The following is a 23,018-nucleotide window of genomic DNA, read 5'->3' on the forward strand; positions in this document are numbered from 1 at the left end:
GCGCTATTAGCGCGATAACGGGTTACATCCTTCCCGGCGCAGCATCTGGCACAGCGCAATCAGCGGCAGGCCAATCAGAGTATTTGGATCGCGGCCTTCAAGGCGGTCAAACAAGGCAATACCCAAGCCTTCACTCTTAAAGCTTCCCGCGCAGTGCAGTGGATTTTCTTTGCGCACGTAGTCTTCAATTTCCTGGGCGCTTAAGTGGCGAAAATGCACATCGAAAGGTTCGCACTCAGTTTGTAAATGGCCCGTTGCGGAATTAAACAACGCCAGCCCGGTATAGAACGTCACGATATTTCCACTGGCCCTGGTTAATTGCCGACGGGCATTTTCTTCGGTCAGCGGTTTGCCGGTAATTTCACCTTCCAGCATGCACACTTGATCAGAACCAATAATCAGGTGATGGGGAAAACGTTGGGACAGAGATTGCGCTTTCTCCTGCGCCAGGCGCAGAACCAGATGGCGTGGGGATTCGCCAGCGTACGGGGTTTCGTCAGTCAGTGGCGCTGCGCATTCAAACGCCAGACCGAGCTTCTCTAACAGCGCGCGACGCCAGGGGGATGTCGATGCAAGAACGATATCTGACATATTTTTTTCACCAAATATGGCTTAACCATGACAGGCATTTTAAACTGTAGGCCGCAATGTGTGCGAATTATTGGCAAAAGGCAACCTCAGGCTGCCTTTTTCTTTGACTCTATGACGTTACAAAGTTAATATGCGCGCCCTATGCAAAAGGTAAAATTACCCCTGACTCTCGATCCGGTTCGCACGGCTCAGAAACGCCTTGATTATGAGGGCATCTATCTGCCCAATCAGGTTGAGCGTGTCGCCGAGTCTGTAGTCAGTGTGGACAGTGATGTGGAATGCTCCATTTCGTTCGCCATCGACAACCAACGCCTCGCGGTTATAACCGGTGATGCGAAGGTGACGGTGTCCCTCGAATGCCAGCGTTGCGGCAAGCCGTTTACCCATCAGGTTCACACAACATATTGTTTTAGTCCTGTCCGTTCAGACGAACAGGCTGAAGCACTGCCGGAAGCGTATGAACCGATTGAGGTTAACGACTTCGGTGAAATCGATCTGCTTGCAATGGTTGAAGATGAAATCATCCTCTCCTTGCCTGTAGTTCCGGTGCATGATTCTGAACACTGTGAAGTGTCCGAGGCGGACATGGTCTTTGGTGAACTGCCTGATGAAGCGCAAAAGCCAAACCCATTTGCCGTATTAGCCAGCTTAAAGCGTAAGTAATAGGTTTTCCCCGCTCAAACGGGGGTAAATCGTAATTAAGGAGTAAGGTCCATGGCCGTACAACAGAATAAACCAACCCGTTCCAAACGTGGCATGCGTCGTTCTCATGACGCGCTGACCGCAGTCACCAGCCTGTCTGTAGACAAAACCTCTGGTGAAACCCACCTGCGTCACCACGTTACCGCCGACGGTTTCTACCGCGGTCGCAAGGTAATCACTAAGTAATCACGCGCAAGCGTGATCAAACTTAGTGAGGATTTCCCCGTGAAAACGGGGATATACCGATACCTTGACTCGTCTAACCCTGGCGTTAGATGTCATGGGGGGCGATTTTGGCCCTTCCGTGACAGTGCCTGCAGCTTTGCAGGCACTGAACTCTAATTCGCATCTTAATCTTCTTTTAGTCGGCGATCCCGACGCTATCACACCATTGCTCGCCAAAGCTGATTTTGAGCAACGCTCGCGCTTGCTTGTTATTCCCGCACAGTCAGTTATTGCCAGCGATGCGCGCCCCTCGCAAGCTGTCCGCAACAGTCGCGGCAGTTCAATGCGGATGGCGCTGGAGCTTGTAAAAGAAGGTCGCGCCGAGGCCTGTGTCAGTGCGGGTAATACCGGCGCGCTGATGGGGCTGGCGAAAATGCTGCTCAAACCCATTGAGGGGATTGAGCGTCCCGCGCTGGTTACTGTTCTACCGCACCAGCAGAAAGGGAAAACGGTGGTGCTTGATTTAGGTGCCAACGTCGACTGCGATGGTAAGATGCTGGCGCAGTTCGCTGTCATGGGAGCCGTGATGGCAGAAGACGTTGTGGGGATCGCCAATCCCCGTGTGGCGCTTCTGAACATTGGTGAAGAAGAGACCAAAGGCCATGACAACATTCGCGATGCTGCCGCAATTTTGAAAGCAGTTCCGACGATTAACTATATTGGTTATCTGGAAGCGAACGAATTACTCACCGGTAAAACGGATGTACTGGTTTGTGACGGTTTTACGGGAAACGTCACATTAAAAACGATGGAAGGTGTTGTCAGAGTGTTTCTTTCGCTGCTGAAATCTCAGGGCGAAGGAAAAAAACGGTCGTGGTGGCTGATTTTATTAAAGCGTTGGTTACAAAAAAGCCTGAGCAGGCGATTCAGTCACCTCAACCCCGACCAGTATAATGGCGCCTGTCTGTTAGGATTGCGCGGCACGGTGATTAAGAGTCATGGTGCAGCCAATCAGCGAGCGTTTACCGTCGCGATTGAACAGGCAGTGCAGGCGGTGCAGCGGCAAGTTCCCCGACGAATTGCCGCTCGCCTGGAATCTGTGTTACCGGAAAAAGACTGAGCGTACATGTATACGAAGATTATTGGTACCGGCAGCTATCTGCCTGAACAAGTGCGAACTAACGCCGACCTGGAAAAAATGGTGGATACGTCTGACGAGTGGATTGTCACCCGCACAGGCATTCGTGAACGCCGTATCGCTGCGCCAGATGAAACCGTCTCAACCATGGGCTTTGAAGCGGCAAAGCGCGCCCTGGAGATGGCAGGTATCAGTGCGGATGAGATTGGTCTGATTATTGTCGCTACCACCTCCGCAACACATGCATTTCCTAGCGCCGCATGTCAGGTGCAGAATATGTTGGGCGTGAAAGGCTGCCCGGCATTCGATGTTGCAGCTGCCTGTGCGGGTTTCACCTATGCGCTTAGCATTGCCGATCAATATGTGAAATCGGGTGCGGTAAAAAATGCGCTGGTGATCGGTTCAGACGTTCTGGCGCGTACCTGCGACCCGGCAGATCGCGGCACCATTATTATTTTTGGTGATGGTGCGGGCGCGGTTGTGCTCGGAGCATCCGAAGAACCGGGTATCATCTCTACGCATCTGCATGCTGACGGTCGTTACGGCGAACTGTTAACGCTGCCGAATGCCGATCGTGTGCATCCAGAGAATCCGATTTTCCTGACAATGGCAGGAAACGAAGTCTTTAAAGTGGCGGTGACTGAGCTTTCTCGCATCGTCGATGAAACCCTCGAAGCGAATAATTTGCAGCGCAGTGAGCTGAACTGGCTGGTGCCGCATCAGGCAAACCTGCGTATTATCAGCGCGACAGCAAAAAAACTGGGTATGTCGCTGGATAACGTTGTAGTGACGCTCGATCGTCACGGTAACACTTCTGCGGCGTCTGTCCCTTGTGCGCTGGACGAAGCGGTTCGCGACGGGCGTATTCAGCGCGGTCAATTGATTCTGCTGGAAGCCTTTGGCGGTGGTTTCACCTGGGGTTCTGCGCTGGTTCGTTTCTAGTATTAAGGATAAAAACATGACGCAATTTGCATTTGTGTTCCCGGGACAGGGCTCTCAAACCGTGGGTATGTTGGCTGATATGGCGGCAAGTCACCCGGTTGTTGAAGAGACATTCCGTGAAGCCTCTGCGGCACTTGGCTATGATCTGTGGGCGCTTGTTCAACAAGGGCCGGCGGAAGAGCTCAATAAAACCTGGCAGACACAGCCTGCGCTGCTGACCGCTTCTGTTGCCTTATGGCGCGTGTGGCAACAACAGGGCGGCAAAACGCCTGCGCTGATGGCTGGTCACAGTCTGGGCGAATACTCTGCACTGGTCTGTGCAGGGGTCATTCCGTTCGCAGACGCAGTGCGTCTGGTCGAGCTGCGCGGTAAATTCATGCAAGAAGCCGTACCGGAAGGGACTGGCGCCATGGCGGCGATTATCGGTCTGGATGATGCATCCATTGCTAAAGCGTGCGAAGAGTCCGCGCAAGGGCAGGTTGTTTCTCCGGTGAACTACAACTCTCCGGGCCAGGTGGTTATCGCAGGCCACAAGGAAGCGGTTGATCGTGCGGGTGCCGCCTGTAAAGCTGCTGGCGCGAAGCGCGCCCTGCCGCTGCCGGTCAGCGTGCCGTCCCACTGTGCGCTGATGAAACCCGCTGCAGAGAAACTGGCGGCAGAATTAGAAAAAATCACCTTCAGCGCGCCGCAGGTTCCGGTGGTAAACAATGTTGATGTGAAATGTGAAACATCGCCCGAAGCGATTCGTCATGCGCTGGTACGTCAGCTTTATAGCCCGGTGCAATGGACTAAAAGCGTAGAATTTATGGCAGCACAGGGCGTTGAGCACCTGTATGAAGTTGGTCCTGGTAAAGTGCTGACCGGTCTGACAAAACGTATTGTTGATACCCTGACAGCGTCTGCGCTTAATGAGCCTGCCGCACTGTCAGAGGCACTTGCGCAATAAAAGAGGAAAACCATGAGTTTTGAAGGAAAAGTCGCGCTGGTTACCGGCGCGAGCCGTGGCATTGGCCGCGCAATCGCGGAAGCCCTTGTTGCTCGTGGCGCGAAGGTTATCGGTACTGCAACCAGTGAAAATGGCGCTCAGGCTATTAGTGAGTATTTAGGTGCAAACGGCAAAGGTCTGATGTTGAATGTGACCGATCCTGCATCTATTGAATCTGTTCTGGAAAACATTCGTGCCGAGTTTGGCGAAGTTGATATCCTGGTCAATAATGCCGGTATCACTCGCGATAATCTGTTAATGCGCATGAAGGATGACGAGTGGAATGATATTCTCGAAACCAACCTGTCATCGGTTTTCCGTCTGTCAAAAGCGGTGATGCGCGCTATGATGAAAAAGCGTCATGGTCGTATCATCACTATCGGTTCTGTGGTTGGCACCATGGGAAATGCTGGTCAGGCTAACTACGCTGCGGCGAAGGCAGGTCTGATTGGTTTCAGTAAATCGCTGGCGCGAGAAGTCGCATCACGCGGGATTACTGTGAACGTTGTTGCTCCGGGCTTTATTGAAACGGACATGACGCGTGCGCTGTCTGACGACCAGCGTGCGGGTATTCTGGCGCAAGTTCCTGCGGGTCGCCTTGGCGGTGCTCAGGAAATCGCCAGTGCGGTTGCATTTTTAGCCTCTGACGAAGCAGGTTACATCACTGGTGAGACCCTGCACGTCAACGGCGGAATGTACATGGTTTAACCACGATTAAATTTATTTGCGTTATTAGGGCGAAAGGCCGCAAAATAGCGTAAAATCGTGGTACGAACTGCCGGGATTTAGTTGCAAATTTTTCAACATTTTATACACTACGAAAACCATCGCGAAAGCGAGTTTTGATAGGAAATTTAAGAGTATGAGCACTATCGAAGAACGCGTTAAGAAAATTATCGGCGAACAGCTGGGCGTTAAGCAGGAAGAAGTTACCAACAATGCTTCCTTCGTTGAAGACCTGGGCGCTGATTCTCTTGACACCGTTGAGCTGGTAATGGCTCTGGAAGAAGAGTTTGATACTGAGATTCCGGACGAAGAAGCTGAGAAAATCACCACCGTTCAGGCTGCCATTGATTACATCAACGGTCACCAGGCGTAAGTGAACATCTCCAGGCGGTCACTCGACCGCCTGAGTTTTATCTTTTATCCCCCTAATCTTAATTTTTTTCCCTCCCTGGAGGACAACCGTGTCTAAGCGTCGTGTAGTTGTGACCGGACTGGGCATGTTGTCTCCTGTCGGCAATACCGTAGAGTCTACCTGGAAAGCTCTCCTTGCCGGTCAGAGTGGCATCAGCCTGATCGACCATTTCGATACTAGCGCCTACGCAACGAAATTTGCTGGCTTAGTAAAGGACTTTAACTGTGAAGACATCATCTCGCGTAAAGAACAGCGCAAGATGGATGACTTCATTCAATATGGAATTGTCGCTGGCGTTCAGGCCATGCAGGATTCTGGCCTTGAAGTGACGGAAGAGAACGCAACCCGCATCGGAGCCGCTATTGGTTCCGGTATCGGTGGTCTCGGCCTGATTGAGGAAAACCACAGTTCTTTAGTGAATGGTGGTCCGCGTAAAATCAGCCCGTTCTTCGTCCCGTCGACGATTGTTAATATGGTGGCCGGTCACCTGACCATCATGTTTGGCCTGCGTGGCCCAAGTATTTCGATTGCTACAGCCTGTACGTCAGGTGTGCATAACATTGGTCATGCTGCACGTATGATAGCCTATGGCGATGCGGATGCGATGCTTGCCGGCGGCGCGGAAAAAGCGAGCACCCCGCTCGGTGTGGGTGGCTTTGGCGCGGCACGCGCGCTTTCGACACGCAACGATAATCCTCAGGCGGCGAGCCGTCCGTGGGATCAGGACCGTGATGGTTTTGTTCTGGGCGATGGCGCAGGCATTATCATGCTTGAAGAGTATGAGCACGCGAAAAAACGCGGTGCGAAAATTTATGCGGAAATCGTCGGTTTCGGTATGAGCAGCGATGCTTACCACATGACATCTCCGCCGGAAAACGGCGCTGGCGCTGCTGATGCAATGGTCAATGCCATTCGTGATGCGGGCCTTGAGCCAGGCCAGATCGGCTATGTTAACGCCCATGGGACATCGACCCCGGCGGGTGACAAAGCAGAAGCGCAGGCGGTGAAATCCGTATTTGGTGATGCCGCAAGCCGTATTATGGTGAGCTCCACCAAATCCATGACGGGTCACCTGCTGGGTGCGGCGGGTGCGGTAGAGTCTATCTACTCTATCCTTGCACTGCGCGACCAGGCTGTTCCGCCTACCATTAACCTGGATAACCCGTCTGAGGGTTGCGATCTGGATTTCGTTCCGCACGAAGCCCGTCAGGTGAGTGGTCTGGAGTATACGCTGTGTAACTCCTTCGGCTTTGGCGGTACTAACGGCTCCCTGATCTTTAAAAAGGTCTGATCGTAACGCTGTTTTTACCGACCAGCCTGTAAAAAGGTCCGCACTGCGGGCCTTTTTTATTTCAGTTTTCTCCGCTTGTCCTGCAAAGAGTGTCCTGCCACACTACTCTGCCACGCATAAGGAGCCTCTATGTTATTGATTAATGGTTGCGAGCAGGCATCTCTTGCCGCAAATGACAGAGCGACTCAATTTGGCGACGGCTGTTTCACTACGGCACGTATCGACAACGGAACCATCAGCCTCCTGGCTGAACATCTGCATCGTCTCAAACTCGCGTGTGACAGGCTCTTTATTCCTTTTAGCCAATGGGAAACGCTGGAAGATGAAATGCGCCGTATTGCCTCGGGAAGGGCGAGTGGGGTCCTTAAGGCGAACATCAGTCGTGGCGGCGGTGGACGTGGTTACAGTGGAGCTGACTGCCAAAATCCGACGCGTATTCTCACTGTTTCCGCTTATCCGTTGCATTACGCACGCTGGAAGGAAGAGGGCATTACGCTATCACTCAGCCCTGTACGGTTGGGACGAAACCCACATCTTGCCGGTCTCAAACATCTGAATCGGCTGGAGCAGGTCCTGATCCGCCGTTATCTTGAGCAAACTCACGGTGACGAGGCGCTGGTTCTTGACAGTGAAGGGTGGGTTACGGAATGCTGTGCCGCGAATATTTTCTGGCGCAAAGGCCGCGATGTGTTTACCCCAGACCTGGGTCAGGCGGGTGTAGACGGCATTATGCGGCAATTTTGTCTGCGCCAACTGGCATCTTCCGAATATCGCGTTGTCGAAATCAATGCGTCGCCAGATGCGCTCTACGCTGCTGATGAAGTCATCATCTGTAATGCATTAATGCCTGTCATTCCCGTGCGCGCGTGGGATGGCATAAGCTGGACTTCCCGGGAGTTGTACCAATTTCTGGCCCCTCTTTGTGAGCACCCGATATCGTCATGAAAAAAATGTTGCGCGTTGTATTTCTCCTTTTGCTGGTCCTGGTGATTGCGGCTGGTGCGGGTATATGGAAAGTTCGTCAGTTGGCTGACAGTAAACTCCTCATTAAAGAGGACACCATTTTTACGCTGGAGGCCGGAACCGGGCGTCTTGCGTTGGGTGAACAGCTGTATGGTGAAAAGGTGATTAATCGCCCGCGTGTCTTCCAGTGGTTGTTGCGTGTGGAGCCTGATCTTTCGCACTTTAAAGCCGGCACCTATCGTTTTTCCCCTGACATGACAGTGCGTGAAATGCTCCAGTTGCTGGAAAGCGGCAAAGAGGCGCAGTTCCCGCTTCGTCTGGTTGAGGGCATGCGGCTAAGTGACTATCTGCAGCAACTGCGTGATGCGCCCTATATCAAGCACACCCTGAAAGATGATGCCTACGCGACGGTTGCGCAGGCGCTGGATCTCGAACATCCGGACTGGGTGGAAGGCTGGTTCTGGCCGGACACCTGGATGTATACCGCGAATACGACGGATGTGGCACTGCTTAAACGTGCGCACCAAAAAATGGTACGGGCGATTGATCAAGCGTGGGAAGGGCGTATGGAAGGGTTGCCTTACCAGGATAAAAACCAGATGGTAACGATGGCATCCATCATCGAGAAAGAGACTGCAGTGGCCAGCGAGCGCGATCAGGTCGCATCGGTCTTTATCAACCGTCTACGTATTGGGATGCGGCTGCAAACAGATCCCACCGTGATTTACGGGATGGGCACGCGGTATAATGGTAAATTGTCGCGCGCTGACCTGGAAACGCCGACCCCGTATAATACCTATATCATCAGTGGTCTGCCGCCTGGCCCTATTGCGACACCTGGCGAAGCGTCATTGAAAGCCGCAGCGCACCCGGCAAAAACGCCCTATCTCTATTTTGTCGCTGATGGTAAAGGTGGGCATACATTCAATACCAATCTCGCCAGCCACAACCGGTCAGTGCAGGACTATTTAAAAGTACTTAAGGAAAAAAATGGGCAGTAAATACATCGTCATTGAAGGGCTCGAAGGGGCAGGGAAAACCACCGCGCGCGATGTCGTGGTTGACACGCTGCGTCAGATGGGCGTTGAAAAGATGGTTTTCACCCGCGAGCCGGGCGGTACTCAACTGGCAGAAAAGCTGCGCAGTCTGGTACTGGACATTCGCTCTGTCGGCGATGAGACGATTACGGTTAAGGCCGAAGTATTAATGTTTTATGCTGCCCGCGTGCAATTGGTTGAAACGGTGATTAAACCGGCACTGGCCAATGGGAACTGGGTGATAGGCGATCGCCATGACCTCTCTACGCAAGCCTATCAGGGCGGTGGACGTGGCGTCGACCAGACCATGCTGGCAACGCTGCGTGATGCGGTGCTGGGGGATTTTCGCCCGGACCTGACGATTTACCTGGACGTGACGCCGGAAGTGGGGCTTAAGCGTGCCCGTGCCCGCGGCGAACTGGATCGCATTGAACAAGAATCTCTGGATTTCTTCAACCGCACGCGCGCACGCTACCTTGAGCTGGCTGCGGCAGATGACAGCATTCGCACCATCGATGCCACGCAATCGCTCGAAGACGTTATGGCGGATATTCGTCAGACGGTCACCGCCTGGGTGCAGGAGCAGGACGCATGAGATGGTACCCGTGGCTGAGGTCGGATTATGAGCAACTGGTTGCCAGTTATCAGGCCGGTCGCGGGCATCATGCTTTACTGGTCCATGCGCTACCGGGAATGGGGGATGATGCGCTGATCTATGCGCTGAGCCGTTATCTGCTTTGCCAGCATCCGGAAAATGGCAAAAGCTGCGGCCATTGCCGTGGTTGCCAGTTAATGCAGGCGGGTACTCATCCGGATTATTACCCGTTAGCGCCAGAGAAGGGCAAGACGACGCTCGGGATCGACGCGGTACGCGAGGTCAGCGAAAAACTGTATGAGCACGCGCGCCTTGGCGGCGCTAAAGTGGTCTGGATTCAGGATGCCTCGCTTTTAACGGACGCGGCGGCAAATGCCCTGCTCAAAACGCTGGAAGAGCCGCCGAAAGAGACCTGGTTTTTTATGAGCTGTCGTGAGCCGGCGCGCTTACTGGCCACGTTGCGTAGCCGCTGTCGGATGCATCACCTCGCACCGCCCGCCGAAAACTACTCTTGTGCCTGGCTTGCTCGCGAGCACAGCGCGTCACAAGAGACGATTGTCAGTGCGTTACGCCTGTGCGGCGGCGCGCCAGGTGCGGCAGCGCAATTGCTGCAGGCTGACAACCTCGCACCGCGTCAGGCGCTGTGCCAGGCCGTCGGACAATTGCCAGGGCATGGCGACTGGCTTTCGCTGCTGACGGCACTGAACCATGAACAGGTGGCCGAACGTCTGCACTGGCTGACGACGCTCCTGCTGGATGCGCTGAAGGTTCAGCAGGGCGCAACGCTGCTGACGAATATGGATGCGATTGCGGTGGTACGCCAGCTTGCCAGCCAGTTTAATGGCGAGCGCCTGCAAGCCTGTCTTCGTGCTGTGGTTGAATGCCGCGAACAGGTGATGACAGTGGTAGGCGTCAACCGCGAATTGTTATTGACCGACCTTTTATTACGCATTGAGCGTTACCTGCAACCCGGTGCCGCGTTGCCCGGACAGTATTTCTAAGAGAGAGATTATGTTTTTAGTCGACTCCCATTGCCATCTCGATGGCCTGGATTATCAGTCGTTACATACGGACGTAAATGACGCGTTAACGAAAGCGGCGGCGCGCGACGTGAAATTTTTCCTCGCCGTGGCGACGACACTGCCGGGTTACCGCAGTATGCGCGATTTGGTGGGGGAACGTAGCGATGTGGCTTTTTCCTGCGGCGTTCATCCGCTCAATCAGGATGAAGCCTATGCGGTGGAAGATTTGCGCAGAATGGCCGCAGAAGACGGCGTTGTGGCGATGGGGGAAACGGGTCTGGATTATTACTACACGCCGGAAACCAAAGTCCGCCAACAAGAATCTTTTCGTGATCATATCCGTATTGGCCGTGAACTGAACAAGCCGGTGATCGTGCACACCCGTGATGCGCGTGCAGATACCCTGGCTATTCTGCGGGAAGAAAAGGTGACGGACTGCGGAGGCGTACTACACTGTTTTACGGAAGACAGGGAAACGGCAGGTCAGTTATTAGATCTCGGCTTCTATATCTCGTTTTCCGGGATCGTCACTTTTCGTAACGCAGAGCAACTGCGTGATGCGGCGCGTTATGTCCCGCTGGATCGTTTGCTGGTGGAAACCGACTCGCCTTACCTGGCGCCGGTTCCCCACCGCGGTAAAGAAAACCAACCGGCGTATGTCCGGGATGTTGCTGAATATATGGCAGTTCTGAAAGGCGTTTCGGTCGATGAACTGGCGCAAAAAACCACAGAAAACTTCGCCACCTTGTTCCATATCGATCCGGCCCGCCTGCAATCCCTCTGAATTTTCAGCTTATTTTAGTGCTCGTAATTAATAAGTAATAAGAGTAAAGTTCACCGCCACAAAAGAGGCGGTGAACGCTTTTTTTGACACATTCAGTAATGGGTTTTGTAAATCTATGAAAGTTTTGACTCTGGCGCTAACTGAAACGTGATAGCCGTCAAACAAACTTATGCGGATTTATTTTACTCTGTGTAATAAATAAAGGGCACTTAGATGTCCTGTTCACAGCACGGTTCTCCCCCCGTGCCAATGCGCAAAAAGCGTAAAAAAAGCACAAATACTCAGGAGCACTCTCAATTATGTTTAAGAATGCATTTGCTAACCTGCAGAAGGTCGGTAAATCGCTGATGCTGCCAGTATCCGTACTCCCTATCGCAGGTATTCTGCTGGGCGTCGGGTCTGCTAACTTCAGCTGGCTGCCAGAAGTGGTTTCTCACGTAATGGCCGAAGCAGGCGGTTCTGTTTTTGCTAACATGCCGCTGATCTTCGCTATCGGTGTTGCTCTGGGCTTCACCAATAACGATGGCGTCTCCGGTCTTGCTGCTGTGGTTGCCTACGGCATCATGGTTAAAACCATGTCCGTGGTTGCGCCGCTGGTACTGCATTTACCTGCAGAAGAAATCGCGGCTAAACACCTGGCAGATACTGGTGTCCTCGGTGGTATCATCGCCGGTGCCATCGCTGCGTATATGTTTAACCGCTTCTACCGTATCAAGCTGCCTGAGTATCTGGGCTTCTTCGCCGGTAAGCGTTTTGTTCCGATTATCTCCGGTCTGGCCGCTATTATCTTCGGTGTTGTGCTGTCCTTCATTTGGCCGCCGATTGGTACTGCTATTCAGGAATTCTCTCAATGGGCTGCCTACCAGAACCCGGTTGTTGCGTTCGGTATCTACGGCTTCATCGAGCGCTGCCTGGTACCGTTTGGTCTGCACCATATCTGGAACGTTCCTTTCCAGATGCAGATCGGTGAATTCACCAACGCAGCAGGCCAGGTGTTCCACGGCGATATCCCGCGTTACATGGCAGGCGACCCGACTGCGGGCAAACTGTCTGGCGGCTTCCTGTTCAAAATGTACGGCCTGCCGGCTGCTGCTATCGCGATTTGGCACTCTGCTAAACCAGAGAACCGCGCGAAAGTGGGCGGTATCATGATCTCCGCAGCATTGACCTCGTTCCTGACCGGTATCACCGAGCCAATCGAGTTCTCCTTCATGTTCGTTGCGCCGATCCTGTACGCAATCCATGCGATTCTGGCTGGCCTGGCATTCCCAATCTGTATCCTGCTGGGTATGCGTGACGGTACGTCCTTCTCTCACGGTCTGATCGACTTCATCGTCCTGTCCGGTAACGGCAGCAAACTGTGGTTGTTCCCGGTTGTAGGTCTGTGCTATGCAGCGGTTTACTACATCGTGTTCCGCGTGCTGATTAAAGCACTGGATCTGAAAACCCCGGGTCGTGAAGACGCATCCGAAGAGTCTAAAGCTGGCGCGACCAGCGAAATGGCTCCGGCACTGGTCGCTGCGTTCGGCGGTAAAGAAAACATCACTAACCTGGATGCTTGTATCACTCGTCTGCGCGTTAGCGTTGCCGATGTGGCAAAAGTTGACCAGCCTGGTCTGAAAAAACTGGGCGCGGCAGGTGTGGTAGTTGCAGGTTCAGGTGTACAGGCAATTTTCGGTACTAAATCCGATAACCTGAAAACCGAAATGGATGAGTACATCCGTAGCAACTAAGCCGTAAAGTCTGGGGAGACTGAGGCAGCCGAAAGGCTGCCTTTTTTACATTTAAGGGCTGGTGAAATAAGACTCACGTCAGAGGTTGAAGGCATTGCAGTAAAAAGCCCGTCAGCGAACTCACGGGCAAGGGTTTATAGCGGAACTCGACCATCAGAAGCTATAGCTGGCGCTAAGAGAAAAATTACGCGGCGCGCCGTAGACGGTATAGCTACCAACATAATCATAATACTCACGGTCAAACACATTGTTCAGGTTTGCCTGAACGGCGAAATCTTTGCTGACCTGATAGCGCCCAAACAGATTGACCAGTGCGTAGCTGCCTTGTTCTGCGCGTTGGGTGTCCGACACGTCGGTCCAGACTTTGTTCTGCCAGTTTATCCCACCGCCGACCGTTAACTCAGGCAGTGTCGGCAGCTGATAGCGGGTAAACAACTTCATGGTGGTGCGCGGCTGATCGGAGCTGACCGCTTTACCCTGTTTGTCTTCGGCAATAAAGCGAGTCGCGCCGAAAGTTAACTGCCATTCATCGGTCAGCGCGCCGTTCAGTTCGAACTCGATCCCCTTACTGACGACGCCATCCAGGGATTCATAGATCGACTCCCCGTCTGGCATATAGGTGTAAGTATTGCTGGCGACGCCGTCTTGCTCGATACGGAACACGGCAAGGGAGGTCGTCAGGCGGGTGCTAAACCAGTCTGCTTTCACCCCGGCTTCATAGCTCTTACCGGTGGTGGGATCGAGATAGTGCCCGGACGCATCACGTTTGTCCTGCGGCTGGAATATCTCGGTATAGCTGGCATATGCGGACCAGTCTTCATTGATGTCATATACCAGACCCGCATATGGCGTGACATCGTCTTTGGTGCTTTCCAGTCGGGTCGACGGCGAGCCTGACGGGTTATAGCGAATATTGTATTCGGTATAACGTGCACCCACGATCAGGTGCAGCGGATCGGTCAGCGAGAAACGCGCCGAGGTGTAGGCAGAAGACTGACGAATGTCGTCTTTGCTGTATAGCGCCCATGGCGTCCATGCCGGGTCGGCAATATTACCGCTCCAGCCATTCTTGAATGAGCCGACATCAATCATTGTTCCAGGCGTGTCCGGCAGGGCGTTGTCATAATGGTTACGCTGGCGGCTGTAGCTTGTGCCGAACATGAGTTGATGCTGGCGACCAAACAGGTCAAAACCGCCACGCATGAAGGCATCAATGGCATCCTGTTTACGCTCACCACGATTCCAGCCGCCGTAACCGACCATTCCCTGGCCTGTGGCTTCATCCGGATAACCGTACATATACATCATTTTGGTATCGAAATTGGTTTGCGCATGCATGCCGTTAACATGCGCTTCCCAGCCGTTGCCAAAACGCTGTGTCAGGTTTGCGAAGACCCTGGTATTGTCTTTATTGGAATAGGCCCAGTTCGGCGCCACCGTTGTACTGCGATCATATTTCGCTTTGCTGCCATCGGCGTACCAGGTGGGCAAACCACCCCAGGTAGGGCTGTCGGTCTGGCTTTCCTGATATTCATATCCCATCGAGAGGGTAGTGCTGTCGGTCACATCGGCATCAACGACGCCGTAGATGAATTTCTTGCGGTAGTGGTAGGTATCTACCCAACTGTCATTATCCTGATAACCGGTGATGACGCGGCCACGCACTTTTCCCGATTCGCTCAGTGGTGCCTGTAGATCAAGGACATAACGTTGTTTATCCCAGCTACCGTACGTGGCGGACACGTTACCTTTAAAGTCGGTGCTATCCGCATGTTTACGCACCATGTTGACGTAGGCCGCCGGATTGCCGGTGCCGGACATCAAACCTGTCGCGCCGCGTACGACTTCAATGCGGTCATAAATGGCCGTATCGGCGGCGGTATCACCGAAGTTCCAGACTTCACTGATGGAAGTCGGGAGGTCGTCATACGCGTAGTTGTTGACAAAGAAGCCACGTGAATAAAACACGGTGCGATCGCTGTCCTGTACCTGCGCGGTGACGCCGGTTGTATTAGTCAATACCTGCCCGATAGCGTTCAGGTTTTGATCCTGTATACGTTGCTGGCTGATAACACTTACCGATTGCGGGATATCGCGGGGTACAAGCAGCAATTTTGTCCCGGTGGTTGTGGTCTGAACGCTGTAGTCGTGATCCTGGTGGCTATCTCTCTCAGCGCCAGAACCGCCCTCAACGATGAGGGTTTCATCATTACCGGATGTGGATGCCGCGAAGCTTGCGGCTGGCGTTAACGCGAACCCAATACAAACAGCCAGTAATGATGGCGCACAGGCAAGTGAGCGCTGATCATTCCTGGCGTTCATGGTGAAAGACATTATTAACCCTTAATGGTGTGGTAACGGGATTATCCGGATCGCGAGATGTTGTCGGCGCCCGGCCTGTTTTATATTTTTCAATTAATAAATGCGCATGAAAATGCAAATGCGAAATATACGCATTCAGTATTGCAATGTAAACAGATGTAATATTCCTGTCTGAGTGATTGATTTAAAGCGCTTATGGGTAGGGGTTGGTTATAACACCACCAGCTGGTGGTGAAATCTTGAAGAAAAAGAGCGTTGTAGTTGAAACAGCCGGAGAATCTCGCTCATACTCTACACTGTATCTCGTGATGGGGCGGTTTCGCCCGCGCGTATAAAAAGGAAAACGTCATGGCCGAAGAAACCATTTTCAGTAAGATTATCCGTCGTGAAATTCCGTCGGACATCGTCTATCAGGATGAATTAGTTACCGCTTTCCGTGATATCTCTCCCCAGGCACCGACGCATGTGCTGATTGTGCCCAATATTCTTATACCTACGGCGAATGACATCACCGAAGCGCATGAACAGACAATGGGGCGCATGATGACCGTAGCGGCAAAAATTGCCCGCGCTGAGGGGATTGCGGAAGAGGGTTATCGCCTCATCATGAATTGTAACCGCCATGGTGGGCAGGAAGTCTGGCATATCCATATGCATTTATTGGGTGGTCGCCCCTTAGGTCCGATGCTGGCATATAAAGGCGATTGATATGATCAACGGACGCGTTGCACTTCTGGTGACGGCTCTGAGTTTAGTCGGTTGCGGCTCGCGTCCTGCGATCCCGGTGGCCAACGATCAAACGCTGGTAATGGAAGCCAATGTGCTGGCCGCAGGCATCACCGCTGATTCCCCCACGCTGAGCACGCAAGAAATCCAGCCCTCTGCCTCGTCTCGCCTGTTCAATGAACGCGCGCAGCCGGTAACCATCAATTACCGTTTTTACTGGTACGACGCCAGAGGCCTGGAAATGCACCCGCTCGAAGAACCGCGTAGGGTAACGATCCCGGCGCACTCCGCTGTCACACTTTATGGAAATGCAAACTTCCTGGGTGCGCACAAGGTCAGACTTTATCTCTATCTATAAGGGGTGAAAATTGATTAAAACATTAGGACGTTTCGCGCTACTGACCACAGTGGCGGTTATCCTTTCAGGGTGTATTACCCGTGGCGAGCAAGAGCCCGCACCGGTTGAACAAGCGAACCCAACGCCACAACAGCCTGTTCCGCAGCAACCACAGCCGTCGCAACCTGTACCGACGGTGCCGTCAGTGCCATCGATCCCGGAACAACCTGGGCCAATCGAACATCCTGATCAAACGACTCAGCCGACACCGCGTGAGCGTCATTACGACTGGAACAGCGCCGTACAGCCGATGATAGGTAAAATGTTGCAGGCGAGTGGAGCCTCGGCGGGTAACGTACTGCTCGTTGATAGTGTGAACAACCGGACTAACGGTTCGGTTAACACCAGCGAAGCAACCGAAACCCTGCGCAGCGCGCTGACCAACAATGGCAAGTTTACCCTGGTTTCAGCGCAGCAACTGGCAATTGCCAAGCAGCAACTAGGCCTGTCGCCACAGGATAGTCTCGGTACGCGCAGCAAAGCGATTGGTATTGCCCGCAATGTAGGAGCTCAGTACGTGCTGTATTCCAGCGCGACAGGCAACGCCAATGCGCCGACACTGCAAATGCAACTGATGCTGGTGCAGACTGGCGAAATTGTCTGGTCAGGTAAAGGTGCGGTTCAGCAACAATAATCTTACGCGTGACGCGCTGCTGTCACGCTATTTCCCGCATTATGCTCCCGTCGAAGGTCAGGATACTGGCCTTAGCGGCGGGAGTTGTCTTATCAGCAACGGCCATCAACGTCTGATTTTACGCCAGCAGCATCAGGCAACATCGTCACCCTTTTTGCGCCAGTATCGCGCGCTTAAACGATTACCGCAGCGCATTGCGCCGCACCCCTGCTTTTTCGTTAAAGGCTGGATGGTAATTGACTATGTTGCTGGCGATATGCAAAGCAACTTGCCGGCCAGCCATAATCTGGCGGCCTTACTGTATGATCTGCATCGCTGCCCCCGCTTTGGCTGGCGTCTTACTCTGCTGCCTTTACTGGAGACGTACTGGCAACAGTGTTCGCCGTCGCGTCGTACGCCGTTCTGGCTGCAGCAATTAAAAGCACGCAGGCAAGAGGGCGAACCGGCACCCTTGCGACTGGCTCCATTACATATGGATGTTCACGCGGGCAACCTGGTGCACACTCATGACGGGTTGCGGTTGATCGACTGGGAGTATGCCGGTGACGGTGATATCGCGATGGAACTTGCAGGCGTCTGGACCGGGAGCGAGCATCAACGGCGTGAACTGGTGGCTGAATACGCACGTTTCGCCATGCTTGATGAAACGCGTTTATGGCGTCAGGTGCTACGCTGGCGTCCGTGGATAGCAATGTTGATGGCGGGCTGGTTTGAGTGCCGCTGGCAGCAGACGGGCGATCAACAATTTATAACGCTGGCTGATGCCGCATGGCGTCAGTTAAAGATGAAAGGAAAAGAGAGGTGAGTGTGGGTCCGGTCATGTTAGATGTGCAAGGCTACGAACTGGATGCGGAAGAGCGCGAAATTCTGGCGCATCCGCTGGTGGGTGGCCTGATTCTATTTACCCGCAATTATCACGATCCGGCGCAGTTGCGCGAACTGGTACGCCAGATCCGTGCCGCATCTCGCCATCGTCTGGTGGTCGCGGTCGATCAGGAAGGTGGGCGGGTTCAGCGCTTTCGCGAGGGTTTTACCCATCTGCCGGCAGCGCAATCTTTTGCGGCCTTGCTGGGAATGGAAGAGGGCGGCAGAGTGGCAGAAGAGGCGGGCTGGCTGATGGCAAGCGAGATGATTGCGATGGATATCGACATCAGTTTCGCGCCCGTACTTGATGTGGGCCATATCAGCGCCGCGATTGGCGAACGTTCCTATCACGAAGATCCGGTAAAAGCGCTCTCCATCGCAGGACGTTTTATCGATGGCATGCACAGTGCGGGCATGAAAACCACCGGTAAGCATTTTCCGGGGCATGGCGCCGTGACGGCCGATTCACATAAAGAGACGCCGCGCGATCCGCGGGCTCAGGCGGAGATCCGTGGCAAGGATATGGCGGTGTTCCGCGCGCTAATTGAACAGGGCAAGCTGGATGCGATTATGCCTGCGCACGTTATTTATACGGATGTGGATTCACGCCCGGCCAGCGGTTCTCCCCACTGGCTGAAAACCGTGCTTCGTGGTGAGCTGAATTTTGATGGCGTGATTTTTTCCGACGATTTATCAATGGAAGGCGCGGCGATCATGGGCAGCTATGCCGAGCGTGGACAGGCATCGCTGGATGCAGGTTGCGATATGATCCTGGTCTGTAATAATCGTAAGGGCGCAGTCAGTGTGTTGGATAACCTGTCGCCGATCAAAGTAGAGCGTGTTACGAAATTGTATCATAAAGGTTCATTTTCCCGTCAGGAATTGCTGAGTTCTGCACGCTGGAAGGCCGCCAACCGTGAACTGGAACAACTCCACGCGCGTTGGCAGGAATACAAGGTGGCTCAGTGAACCTTTGTGGACGGGGTACTGGAGTAGGGTGAGGATACAATGATCATCTATTTGCACGGTTTTGACTCAAACAGTCCGGGAAATCATGAGAAGGTACTGCAACTGCAATTTATCGACCCGGATGTCCGGTTGATCAGTTACAGCACGCGTCATCCGAAGCATGATATGCAGCATTTGTTAAAAGAGGTGGACAAAATGCTGCAGCTCAACGTGGATGAACGGCCGCTCATTTGCGGCGTGGGGCTGGGAGGATACTGGGCGGAGCGCATTGGTTTCCTTTGCGACATTCGGCAGGTCATGTTCAATCCTAACTTATTCCCCTTTGAAAACATGGAAGGCAAGATCGACCGACCGGAAGAGTACCTCGACATTGCCACAAAATGTGTGTCGAATTTTCGCGAGAAAAATCGCGATCGCTGCCTGGCGATCCTGTCTCGCCGTGATGAAGCGCTGGATAGTCAACGTTCGTCTGATGTTCTGCACCATTACTACGAAATTGTCTGGGACGAAGAACAGACGCATAAATTTAAAAATATCTCGCCGCACCTGCAGCGAATTAAAGCTTTTAAAACACTTGGTTAATCCTCCTCAGCCCGACACTCGTCGGGCTTTGTTTTGCTCCTTTCGTTAACTGGTTTTAGCTCACGTTTTCGACCAGCGTGTTTCAGAGCAACTACACTTGTTCATCTTTTAAGCACCAAAACTTGATGCATATCAATTTTGGTATGACCAATGCACCGTTCATGTTATTCTCACTGACATAATTTGGTTTTCATGATGTAACTTGTTGTTAATTAAGGGTTATATTTATAACTTTTAATTAACAATTGGTTAATAATTTTGAGGGGGTCACGTTGACTACACCATTGAAGAAAATTGTGATTGTTGGCGGTGGTGCTGGCGGGCTTGAACTGGCGACACAGTTGGGTAAAAAATTGGGCCGCGGTAAGAAAGCAAAAGTTACGCTGGTGGATCGCAACCATAGCCACCTGTGGAAACCGCTATTACATGAAGTAGCAACAGGATCGCTTGATGAAGGTGTTGATGCGCTGAGCTATCTGGCGCATGCGCGTAATCACCATTTCCAGTTCCAGTTGGGCTCTGTGGTTGATATCAATCGCGACGCGAAAACGATAACCCTGGCAGAGTTGCGTGACGAGAAAGGTGAACTGCTGGTTCCTGAACGTAAGCTGGCGTATGACACGCTGGTGATGGCGTTAGGCAGCACGTCAAACGACTTCAATACCCCTGGCGTAAAAGAGCACTGCATTTTCCTTGATAACCCGCACCAGGCGCGCCGTTTTCATCAGGAGATGCTGAACCTGTTCCTGAAATACTCTGCCAGCCTGGGGGCGAACGGCAAAGTAAACATCGCTATTGTCGGCGGTGGGGCGACGGGTGTTGAGCTGTCTGCCGAGTTACATAACGCAGTGAAACAGCTACACAGTTACGGTTATAAAGGGCTGACCAACGAGGCGCTGAACGTCACGCTGGTGGAAGCAGGCGAGCGCATTCTGCCCGCGCTGCCGCCGCGTATTTCCGGCGCTGCGCACAATGAGCTGACCAAAATGGGTGTGCGTGTTCTGACGCAGACGATGGTCACCAGCGCCGATGAAGGCGGTCTTCACACCAAAGATGGCGAATATATTAAAGCCGATCTGATGGTCTGGGCAGCCGGTATCAAAGCACCGGACTTTATGAAAGAAATAGGCGGCCTGGAAACGAACCGGATTAACCAGTTGGTGGTTGAGCCGACTCTGCAAACGACACGTGATGCGGATATTTATGCCATTGGCGACTGTGCCTCCTGCGCGCGTCCGGAAGGGGGCTTTGTGCCGCCGCGCGCTCAGGCCGCACACCAGATGGCGAGTCTTGCACTGCACAACATCCTGGCGCAAATGAAAGGGAAACCGACGAAGTCCTATGTCTATAAAGATCACGGCTCGCTGGTTTCACTCTCCAACTTCTCCACCGTGGGGAGCCTGATGGGTAACCTGATGCGCGGGTCAATGATGATTGAAGGGCGTATTGCGCGCTTTGTTTATATCTCACTGTACCGTATGCATCAGATTGCGCTGCATGGTTACTTCAAGACGGGGTTAATGATGCTGGTCGGCAGTATTAACCGTGTCATTCGCCCGCGCCTCAAGCTTCACTAACATGGCTTGCTGCTCTCCTGCGTCACATTCCAGGAGAGCAGTACATCCTTCTGCAATACCGCCAGCATATGCTCGGATAACTCCGAATCATGCTGTTCTCCTGCCTGATTTCTCTTTTTTTCCGCTCATTCCGATTGGCTTATAGCACTGCCAGGTTGCAAAATTGTTACGAATAGCAAACCAGGGAGGAAATCCTGTGAATAAGTCAATGTTAGCGGGTATCGGTATTGGCGTGGCCGCTGCTCTGGGTGTCGCAGCGGTTGCAAGTATGAATGTCTTCAATCGCGGGCCGCAGTATGCGCAGGTGGTTTCCGCCACGCCAATCAAAGAATCCATTAAAACGCCGCGTCAGGAGTGTCGTAATGTCACTATGACGCATCGCCGTCCGGTTCAGGATGAAAATCGCCTGACCGGTTCAGTACTGGGCGCGGTTGCCGGTGGCGTTATCGGTCATCAGTTCGGTGGGGGCCGGGGCCGCGATGTCGCCACGGTCGTCGGCGCGCTGGGCGGTGGCTACGCCGGTAATCAGGTCCAGGGCGAAATGCAGGCAAGAGACACTTACACCACGACTGAGCAGCGTTGTAAAACGGTGTATGACAAATCGGAAAAAATGCTGGGGTATGACGTCACCTATAAAATTGGCGACCAGCAAGGGAAAATCCGCATGGATAAAGACCCTGGAACCCAGATCCCACTGGATGACAACGGTCAGCTTATTTTGAATAACAAGGCCTAAAATAGCAGTACTGTACCCATTGGCTCCTCATTTGCTCAGGCTGAGGAGCCTTTTTTACAGGCACAGAATTCAGATAAGATCATGCTGCCGATAGAGCAGAAAGCCGGTAATGACCACTGAGATAAACGCGAATAACACCGAACCACCACATACAACCCAGAGCCCGAATAACAATGTTATTACTATTAGCACTTTAAGTAATGGTAATAGCAAAATCATCTCCATTTTCCTTCTGAATGTGAATAGTCAGCCAAAGTACATAATTCCGTATATACAATAAGATAGCGTAGGGTTAGAACTAACAGTTCGCTTATACCGTCATCCTGACGTTTATGGTTCTTTTACTACTAATGGTTAGCAGCGAAATAATTCCTGTTTAATATTAGCAAAACGGCAAAAATGGCATGCAGTTTTCACCTATTAATATAATAGGTGAAAACGATAATTATTGCGAAGGGAGGCAAATCAGGATGTGGTCAACTGGGGCCATAAACGCAGCGTAGTCGCCGCAATCTGCAGCAACTTCTCACGACTCGCTCCTTCCCGGGCACTGATAGACATGCCCTGCAGAATACAGCTTAAAAATTGCGCCAGCTCCTGAACATTCGCGTGGGAGGGAATTTCCCCTCGCGCCTGACGTTGTAACAAAAATGTGAGCAACATCTGTTCCTGCTGCGCATGGCGTGACTTGATGGTTTCGGCAATCGCTTGCGATGAGGCGGCCAGCGTCGCGGAGGTGTTGATTAGAAAACAGCCCGCCGGAGTATCCGTGCTGGTAAAGCAGTTTGCCACCGCCGTGAAGTAATCTTTTAACGCCTGTCCCAGCGGTTTGTCGTCGCATAACAGTTGGGCTTCATGTTTGGCTGCAAAAAGCGAGATATAGCGATCCAGCACCGCGCGGAACAGGCCTTCTTTATTCGTAAATTCCGCATACAGCGTCGGTGCTTTCGCGCCCGTTGCCTCTACGAGATCAGATAAAGACGTGGCTTCGTAGCCATGCTGCCAGAATAATGCCATGGCCTTATCAAGCGCCACTTCCCTGTCGAACACTTTCGGTCGGCCACGGCTTTTTTTCGTACAAGTGACTTCACTGGTCATAGTGCCGTTCAACCTTTGTTGGTTTGT

At 52.8% G+C, this 23,018-nt stretch carries 25 protein-coding genes; 22 read left to right on the plus strand and 3 right to left on the minus strand.

Translation table 11 applies throughout. From position 1 onward, the window contains the following. Positions 1-6: 6 nt before the first annotated feature. Positions 7-591: a Maf family protein gene (locus AB182_RS09525; RefSeq protein WP_047369859.1), complete on the minus strand. Its 585-nt coding sequence runs from the start codon at positions 589-591 to the stop codon at positions 7-9. A 141-nt stretch (positions 592-732) separates the two neighbouring features. Here AB182_RS09525 and yceD point away from each other — a divergent pair, with 141 nt between their 5' ends. The 14 genes from yceD to ptsG all read left to right on the plus strand — a co-directional run bounded on the left by yceD (position 733) and on the right by ptsG (position 13,086). Next, a complete protein-coding gene (gene yceD / locus AB182_RS09530) occupies positions 733-1,254 on the plus strand; it encodes a 23S rRNA accumulation protein YceD (protein ID WP_041851730.1) in 522 nt (173 codons plus the stop codon). A gap of 51 nt (positions 1,255-1,305) precedes the next feature. Beyond that, positions 1,306-1,479 carry a 50S ribosomal protein L32 gene (gene rpmF, locus AB182_RS09535; RefSeq protein ID WP_020457446.1) on the plus strand — a complete coding sequence of 58 codons (174 nt, stop codon included), beginning with the start codon at positions 1,306-1,308 and terminating at the stop codon, positions 1,477-1,479. 64 nt (positions 1,480-1,543) lie between these two features. Next, a complete protein-coding gene (gene plsX, locus AB182_RS09540) occupies positions 1,544-2,578 on the plus strand; it encodes a phosphate acyltransferase PlsX (RefSeq protein WP_047369860.1) in 1,035 nt (344 codons plus the stop codon). Between the two features lie 6 nt (positions 2,579-2,584). Further along, positions 2,585-3,538, plus strand: coding sequence for a beta-ketoacyl-ACP synthase III (locus tag AB182_RS09545; protein WP_047369861.1), 954 nt, complete (start codon positions 2,585-2,587; stop codon positions 3,536-3,538). A gap of 16 nt (positions 3,539-3,554) precedes the next feature. After that, the gene (gene fabD, locus AB182_RS09550; RefSeq protein ID WP_047369862.1) at positions 3,555-4,484 is read left to right on the plus strand and encodes an ACP S-malonyltransferase; all 930 of its coding nucleotides are present in this window, start codon (positions 3,555-3,557) and stop codon (positions 4,482-4,484) included. A 12-nt stretch (positions 4,485-4,496) separates the two neighbouring features. Continuing rightward, positions 4,497-5,231 carry a 3-oxoacyl-ACP reductase FabG gene (gene fabG, locus AB182_RS09555; protein ID WP_047369863.1) on the plus strand — a complete coding sequence of 245 codons (735 nt, stop codon included), beginning with the start codon at positions 4,497-4,499 and terminating at the stop codon, positions 5,229-5,231. A gap of 154 nt (positions 5,232-5,385) precedes the next feature. Further along, positions 5,386-5,622 carry an acyl carrier protein gene (gene acpP / locus AB182_RS09560; protein WP_000103754.1) on the plus strand — a complete coding sequence of 79 codons (237 nt, stop codon included), beginning with the start codon at positions 5,386-5,388 and terminating at the stop codon, positions 5,620-5,622. Positions 5,623-5,710: 88 nt separating this feature from the next. Continuing rightward, the gene (gene fabF / locus AB182_RS09565; RefSeq protein WP_047369864.1) at positions 5,711-6,952 is read left to right on the plus strand and encodes a beta-ketoacyl-ACP synthase II; all 1,242 of its coding nucleotides are present in this window, start codon (positions 5,711-5,713) and stop codon (positions 6,950-6,952) included. Between the two features lie 129 nt (positions 6,953-7,081). Continuing rightward, the gene (pabC, locus tag AB182_RS09570) at positions 7,082-7,897 is read left to right on the plus strand and encodes an aminodeoxychorismate lyase (RefSeq protein ID WP_047369865.1); all 816 of its coding nucleotides are present in this window, start codon (positions 7,082-7,084) and stop codon (positions 7,895-7,897) included. Continuing rightward, entirely contained in the window at positions 7,894-8,916 is a 1,023-nt protein-coding gene (gene yceG, locus AB182_RS09575; protein WP_047369866.1) for a cell division protein YceG, read from the plus strand. Before pabC ends, yceG begins: the two co-directional genes overlap by 4 nt. Further along, positions 8,906-9,547 carry a dTMP kinase gene (tmk, locus tag AB182_RS09580; protein WP_047369867.1) on the plus strand — a complete coding sequence of 214 codons (642 nt, stop codon included), beginning with the start codon at positions 8,906-8,908 and terminating at the stop codon, positions 9,545-9,547. The genes yceG and tmk overlap by 11 nt, the downstream gene beginning before the upstream one ends. Continuing rightward, positions 9,544-10,548 carry a DNA polymerase III subunit delta' gene (holB, locus tag AB182_RS09585; RefSeq protein WP_047369868.1) on the plus strand — a complete coding sequence of 335 codons (1,005 nt, stop codon included), beginning with the start codon at positions 9,544-9,546 and terminating at the stop codon, positions 10,546-10,548. The genes tmk and holB overlap by 4 nt, the downstream gene beginning before the upstream one ends. 10 nt (positions 10,549-10,558) lie before the next feature. Further along, positions 10,559-11,353, plus strand: a complete 795-nt coding sequence (locus tag AB182_RS09590) for a metal-dependent hydrolase (protein ID WP_047369869.1) — start codon at positions 10,559-10,561, stop codon at positions 11,351-11,353. Positions 11,354-11,652: 299 nt separating this feature from the next. Continuing rightward, positions 11,653-13,086: a PTS glucose transporter subunit IIBC gene (gene ptsG / locus AB182_RS09595; protein WP_047369870.1), complete on the plus strand. Its 1,434-nt coding sequence runs from the start codon at positions 11,653-11,655 to the stop codon at positions 13,084-13,086. 153 nt (positions 13,087-13,239) lie between these two features. On the opposite strand, the gene fhuE is transcribed toward ptsG, so the two are convergent. Then, positions 13,240-15,420, minus strand: coding sequence for a ferric-rhodotorulic acid/ferric-coprogen receptor FhuE (fhuE, locus tag AB182_RS09600; protein ID WP_047369871.1), 2,181 nt, complete (start codon positions 15,418-15,420; stop codon positions 13,240-13,242). A 336-nt stretch (positions 15,421-15,756) separates the two neighbouring features. On the opposite strand from fhuE, the gene hinT reads away from it, so the two are divergent. The 8 genes from hinT (at position 15,757) to AB182_RS09640 (ending at position 21,893) form a co-directional block, all read left to right on the plus strand. Next, entirely contained in the window at positions 15,757-16,116 is a 360-nt protein-coding gene (gene hinT, locus AB182_RS09605; protein ID WP_047369872.1) for a purine nucleoside phosphoramidase, read from the plus strand. Between the two features lies 1 nt (position 16,117). Next, entirely contained in the window at positions 16,118-16,492 is a 375-nt protein-coding gene (locus AB182_RS09610) for a YcfL family protein (protein ID WP_047369873.1), read from the plus strand. A gap of 10 nt (positions 16,493-16,502) precedes the next feature. Then, complete coding sequence (gene lpoB / locus AB182_RS09615; protein ID WP_047369874.1) at positions 16,503-17,165, plus strand: penicillin-binding protein activator LpoB; 663 nt, start codon at positions 16,503-16,505, stop codon at positions 17,163-17,165. After that, a complete protein-coding gene (gene thiK / locus AB182_RS09620; protein WP_047369875.1) occupies positions 17,146-17,970 on the plus strand; it encodes a thiamine kinase in 825 nt (274 codons plus the stop codon). Before lpoB ends, thiK begins: the two co-directional genes overlap by 20 nt. A 2-nt stretch (positions 17,971-17,972) precedes the next feature. Then, a complete protein-coding gene (nagZ, locus tag AB182_RS09625; protein WP_047373247.1) occupies positions 17,973-18,998 on the plus strand; it encodes a beta-N-acetylhexosaminidase in 1,026 nt (341 codons plus the stop codon). Between the two features lie 39 nt (positions 18,999-19,037). Next, entirely contained in the window at positions 19,038-19,580 is a 543-nt protein-coding gene (gene ycfP / locus AB182_RS09630; protein WP_041851713.1) for an alpha/beta hydrolase YcfP, read from the plus strand. Between the two features lie 272 nt (positions 19,581-19,852). Further along, complete coding sequence (locus tag AB182_RS09635; protein WP_047369876.1) at positions 19,853-21,157, plus strand: NAD(P)/FAD-dependent oxidoreductase; 1,305 nt, start codon at positions 19,853-19,855, stop codon at positions 21,155-21,157. A gap of 196 nt (positions 21,158-21,353) precedes the next feature. Further along, a complete protein-coding gene (locus tag AB182_RS09640; RefSeq protein ID WP_041851711.1) occupies positions 21,354-21,893 on the plus strand; it encodes a glycine zipper 2TM domain-containing protein in 540 nt (179 codons plus the stop codon). 465 nt (positions 21,894-22,358) lie between these two features. Here AB182_RS09640 and AB182_RS09645 read toward each other — a convergent pair whose 3' ends face one another. Further along, a complete protein-coding gene (locus AB182_RS09645) occupies positions 22,359-22,991 on the minus strand; it encodes a TetR/AcrR family transcriptional regulator (protein ID WP_047369877.1) in 633 nt (210 codons plus the stop codon). Positions 22,992-23,018: the final 27 nt, after the last annotated feature.

The sequence above is a fragment of the Phytobacter ursingii genome, assembly GCF_001022135.1.
Classification (GTDB): Bacteria; Pseudomonadota; Gammaproteobacteria; order Enterobacterales; family Enterobacteriaceae; genus Phytobacter; species Phytobacter ursingii.